The organism is Longimicrobium sp., from assembly GCF_036387355.1.
Classification (GTDB): Bacteria; Gemmatimonadota; Gemmatimonadetes; order Longimicrobiales; family Longimicrobiaceae; genus Longimicrobium.
Genome location: NZ_DASVTX010000527.1, coordinates 1 through 5273, shown reverse-complemented (window position 1 = coordinate 5273; position 5273 = coordinate 1). Strand labels below are relative to the sequence as shown.

4 protein-coding genes are annotated in these 5273 nt (G+C 69.7%); 3 read left to right on the top strand and 1 reads right to left on the bottom strand.

The window, feature by feature from the left end; translation table 11 throughout:
* Positions 1 to 649: isocitrate dehydrogenase kinase/phosphatase AceK regulatory subunit (locus VF665_RS22840; RefSeq protein ID WP_331055790.1), on the bottom strand; the 649-nt coding region annotated here is incomplete at its 3' end.
* Positions 650 to 856: 207 nt separating this feature from the next.
* Here VF665_RS22840 and VF665_RS22835 point away from each other — a divergent pair.
* The 3 genes from VF665_RS22835 to VF665_RS22825 all read left to right on the top strand — a co-directional run bounded on the left by VF665_RS22835 (position 857) and on the right by VF665_RS22825 (position 4788).
* Positions 857 to 1708, top strand: a complete 852-nt coding sequence (locus tag VF665_RS22835; protein ID WP_331055789.1) for an SIR2 family protein — start codon at positions 857 to 859, stop codon at positions 1706 to 1708.
* 239 nt (positions 1709 to 1947) lie between these two features.
* Positions 1948 to 2187, top strand: a complete 240-nt coding sequence (locus tag VF665_RS22830) for a hypothetical protein (RefSeq protein WP_331055788.1) — start codon at positions 1948 to 1950, stop codon at positions 2185 to 2187.
* Positions 2188 to 2244: 57 nt separating this feature from the next.
* Positions 2245 to 4788: a helicase C-terminal domain-containing protein gene (locus VF665_RS22825; RefSeq protein WP_331055787.1), complete on the top strand. Its 2544-nt coding sequence runs from the start codon at positions 2245 to 2247 to the stop codon at positions 4786 to 4788.
* The last annotated feature ends 485 nt before the right edge of the window (positions 4789 to 5273 follow it).

Below are 5273 nucleotides of genomic sequence, written 5' to 3'. Positions count from 1 at the left end.
GGTTGCGGTAGAAGAGGAAGGGCAGCGCGTCGATGCAGCGCACCTCGTCCGCGGCCTCGCCCATCTGCGCGCGCGCGGCCGCCGCGCACAGGGCCGCGTCCCCGGGCAGGTCCGCGAAGGCCTCCGCGACCTCGCATGCGCCCAGCAGCGCCTGGAACGCGGCCGCGTTCAGCCCCTCGGCCGCGAGTGACGTGTACAGCGCCGCACCGTCTCCGCGCAGCGGGCGCGGCGGATCGGAGTTGAAGTCCACCCGCGGATCCACCCCCGAAATGCCCAGCGCGCGCCGGACGGCGGAGTTGAAGAACGTCCGCGCCTCGTCCGCGTCCGGGCGCCCGGCCGCAAGCTCGGCGAAGCGCGTCTTGTACTCCGCCTCCGCCGCGCCGTCCTGCGCGTGCAGCCGGCCCCGCACGCGCGCCACGAGCCGAGCGACGTGCTCCGAGTACAGCGTCAGCCGCTCCGACGCGTCGCGCTGCCCATCCGCCCACTCCCGCCGCAGAAACCGGCCTTTCGCCCGCCGCGTCACGTCCAGAAAGGCGGCCAAATACCCCTCGTACCCGGCCAGGATCTCCCGCGCGATGGCGTCCGCTGACTCCGGCGCGGGGCTCGGAACGGCGCGGTCGGCCGGGGTCGCGGACGGAGCGGTGTGCATGCGGTGGCGGCTGTGGTGTGGTGTGCGGTTTGGGCGGACGGGGTTGCCCCAAGCACGTTTGGCGCCACCGGTGAGAATGCGCGAAAAACCCTTGCCGCTCCCTTGCTTCCACGTTGCGGACCGGCTTGCGCGCCCGGTCGTTCTGCACTGGAAAACGTGTCCAGATCACGTTACCTTGGGGTCACAACCTCAGACTACGGGCGACGCATGGCCATCACGCTTCCCGAACCGCTCCTCGATTCCGTCCGCCGCGGCAAGTGCATCGCGTTCGTCGGCTCCGGCCTGTCGGTGGCGGCCGGCTATCCAACGTGGGAGTCGCTGGTCCGCGAACTGGTGGACGAGGCGATGAAGACGCCGTTCCCGCGGGCGGAAGGGCTGGAGAAGTACATTGAACGGAGAGACTGGATCACGCTGGCGGAGTATGCGCGGCTCAAGCTGGGGTCTGAGGTGAACGCCATCCTCCGGAAGCGCCTGAGCCACCCCGTACCCGCTCTGCCCGCGCACCGGGCGCTGGCAGGGACGGCGTTCCGCGGCATGATCACCACCAACTACGACCGCCTGCTGGAAACGGCGATCACCCACGGCCGGGGGTATGCGCCCCTGGCGTTCGGGCCCGGAGCGCTGTCATCCCTGGCGGATGCGCTGTTCGGTCCGGAGTTCTTTCTGTTCAAGATGCACGGCGATTTTTCGGGATCGCTGGTTCTGAGCAGCCGCGACTACGACCGCATGATCGTGCGAAGCCCGCACGTGCGGGCGTTCCTGTTTTCCGTCTTTCTGAACCACACCGTGCTGTTCGTGGGGTACAGTCTGAGCGATCCCGACCTGTATCTCGCGTTGCGGGAACTGACGCTCATCTTTGAGAACCACGTGCCCAAGCACTATGCGCTCATGGCCGGCGCGGGAACGTTGGAAGTGGAGCAGATGCTGGCGCAGATGAACATCGTCGCGATCCCCTACGATCCCGCCGACAATCACCGCGCCGTTACCGAGGCTCTGGAGCAGCTTCGTGCCCTCGCGCCGTACGAGCCCGACATCCCGGAACAGGTCGCCGCAGACTGATCGGTAGCGGACTACGCAGTCTGGACGGCGGGTACCGGCGGCGTCTGTCCGCCAGCGAGCATCGCTTCGAGGTACTCCCGGAGCACCACGGGAAAGTCGGCCTCCGCCTCCGTGCGGGTGTCACAGGATCGTCCACGGCGTACCGCGCCCGGCGGGAGCGTGTTAGCTTCCGGCGGGCGCCGTGCGTTCGGCGTCCACTCCCGGCGGAACGCACTCTCCACTATCATTGTACCGAACGCATGCCGAAGGACAGGGCGATCTTTCAGGACGTGCAGGAGCGGAGCTGGCTGGCGGAGATCCAGTACGGCCATCCGTCTCCCACGGAGTTGGGCATCTACGCGGCGCGCTTCCAGTGCCCGGAGGACCCGGCCGAGCCCGTGCGCGTCGGCTTCATCCAGATCGACGCGATCGAGCAGGACGACGAAGAGGCGTTGCGCGACGCGCTGGCCGAATCCGACCCCGCCTCCGCCATCGGCTGATCCCGCGGCCCGGACACCCGGGCCGCACCCGTCCCTCTGAAGCAGACGCTCCGCCACGTGGAAACCCGGCGCTCCGCCGTTGAACACTTTCTGAACCCGGCCGCCGCCGAACTGCTGCGCCGCGAGATCGCTCGCGCCCGCGGCAACGAGGTGTGCTTTGTCGCGCGCGTGGGCGAGGGCGGGGAAGTGCTGGAACCGCGCGTGGTGGCCCGGGGCAACGCCGGAGCGGTGCTGGCGCTGGTCAAGGAGCCGGAACCGGGCGGGCTGCTCATCCACAACCATCCGTCCGGCATCCTGGAGCCGTCCGAGGCCGACTTCGGCGTGGCGGCGCGGCTGTGGGAGCAGGGGCTGGGGTTCGCCATCATCGACAACGACGCGCGGGAGATGTACGTCGTCGTCGAGCCGCCGGAAACGCGCGAGCACGACCCGCTGGACCTGGACGCCATCGACGCGGACCTGGGCCCCGGCGGGCCGTTGGCCGCGCGCCATCCCCGCTTTGAGGACCGCCCCCAGCAGCGCGCGCTTTCGCGGATGATCGGCGGGCTGTACAACACAGGCGGGGTGGGCGTGGCGGAGGCGGGAACGGGAACGGGCAAGTCGGTCGCCTACCTGCTCCCCGCCATCCGCTGGGCGCTGCAGAACCGCGAGCGCACGGTCGTCAGCACCAACACCATCAACCTGCAGGAGCAGCTGGTAGAGAAAGACCTGCCGCTGCTGCGGCGCGCCCTGGGCCAGCCCTTCCGCTTTGCGCTGGTAAAGGGGCGCAGCAACTACGTTTCCATCCGCCGCGCGCTGCTGGCCAGGGACAGCGCGGGAACGCTGCTGGAGCCGGAAAAGCAGGCGGAACTCAAGGGCATTCTGGAGTGGATGGAGGCCACGGAGGACGGCAGCATCAGCGACCTGCCGTTCCGCCCGTCGTCGGAGGTGTGGGACGAGATCCAGTCCGAGACGGACGTGTGCCTGCGCGCCAAGTGCCCGCACTTTGAGGACTGCTTCTACCAGCGCGCGCGGCGCGAAGCCGCGTCGGCCGACGTGCTGGTGGCCAACCATCACCTGCTGTTCAGCGACCTGGCGGTGCGCCGGGCGCAGGGCAACTACACGGCGCCCGCCGTTCTGCCGCAGTACCGCCGCCTGATCCTGGACGAGGCGCACAACCTGGAAGAGGCGGCCACCAGCCACCTGGGCAGCACCGTGAGCAAGCGCGGGCTGTTCCGCACGCTGCGCCGCCTGGAAACGCGCGGCAAGGGCCTCTTTCCCTCGCTGCGCGCGGCGATCGCGGCGGTGAAGTCCGACCTGATCGCGCAGTCGGCGCTGGACCTGATCGACGAAAAGCTGCTCCCCGCGCTGGACGACAGCCGCGACCGCGCCGCGACGGTGTTCTCCTTTCTGTCCGACGTGTTCTCCGCGGGCGAGCCGGTGATCCGGCTGGAAGACAACTTTGCCGCGCACCCCATCTGGCCGCTGGGGCTGGACGACGCGCTGACGGGGCTGCTGGAGAACCTGAAGTCGCTGCTGGCGGGAATGGAGCATCTGCGCGAGCGCATCGGCGCGGACGAGCAGCTCAAGCAGGGGCTGGAGCCGCAGCTGGTGGAGCTGCGCGGTTCGGCCAACCGCATCGGCGCGGCGACGGACGCGCTGCGGGCGGCGCTGCGTCCGGGCGAGGCGGAGATGAAGCTGGTGCGGTGGATGGAGCGCCAGCCGCCGCGCGACGGGCGCGAGGGGAACCTGACGCTGAACTCGGCGCCGCTGGACCTGAGCTGGGTGCTGCGCGACACGCTGTTCGAAAAGGTGCCGACGGTCGTTCTGACCTCGGCCACGCTGGCCACGCAGGGCAACTTTCGCTTTCTGCGGCAGCGGCTGGGGATCGGGACGGAGTTCGCCACCGACTTCCGGGTGGAGGAGGCGGTCTTTCCCTCCCCGTTCGACTACCAGAAGCAGACGCTGCTGGCCGTGCCGACGGACCTGCCGCTCCCCGCGGGCGATTCCGATCCGCGGCACGACGAGGCCACCATCCGCGCCACGCTGGAGCTGGCGAAGATCACCGACGGCGGGCTGTTCGTCCTGTTCACCAGCTACCGCGCGCTGCGCCACGTTGCGCAGGAGCTGCGGGCGCGGCGGGCGGACCTGGACTGGCCGCTGTTCGTGCACGGCGAGGCGCCGCGCGGGCAGCTGGTGGACCGGTTCGCCGCGTCGGGGCGGGGGATTCTGCTGGGGACCACGTCGTTCTGGGAGGGCGTGGACGTTCCCGGGCATCCGCTTCGCGGGCTCATCATCCCCAAGCTGCCGTTCAAGGTGCCGAGCGAGCCGGTGACGGCGGCGCGCATCGAGGCGCTGGAGGCGGCGGGGCTCAACTCGTTCATCCACTACATGCTGCCGCACGCCGCCATCCGCATGAAGCAGGGGTTCGGGCGGCTGGTGCGGTCGCGCGAGTGCCACGGGGTGGTGCTCATTCTGGATGGGCGGATCGCGAAGAAGAGCTACGGGCGGTATTTTCTGGATTCGCTGCCGCCCACGCCGTTGGTGAAGGCGCCGTGGAAGATGGTGAAGGAGCGCATGCTGGCGTTCTACGGGGAGCGGATGCCGGCGCGCCGGGCGGGGTAGAGGTTCGAGAGACGGGCGGACCGGCGGGCGGGTTCAGGTGTCCGGCTCATGATTCGGCGCGTCCGCCTGTCCACAGCGAATGAATTCGCCGCTGGAAAAGCACGAAGTCCGCCTTCGCGGACTGCGGCGGATACATCGGCGCGGGGAGCGAAAGGCGGCGCGTCCGCCGGTCGAGGCGAACGGCGGGGCCGGATCAGCCGAATGCAGCGCGTCCGCGGCGAGCCGGGCGCGTCCGGCCGTCCAGAGCGAATGAATTCGCCGCTGGAAAAGCACGAAGTCCGCCTGCGCGGACTGCGGCGGATGCATTGGAGCGAGAAGCGAAACGCCGCGCATCCGCCGGCCGAGGCGAACGGCCGATGCGGCGCGGTGTACATGGCTGGTCGCCCCCGCCGGGCCACCTATTCCCTATTCCCTATTCCCTATTCCCTATTCCCTGCCGTTCCGTGCCCCCCTCTCCCTCCAAGATCGTCTGCGTCGGCCGCAAC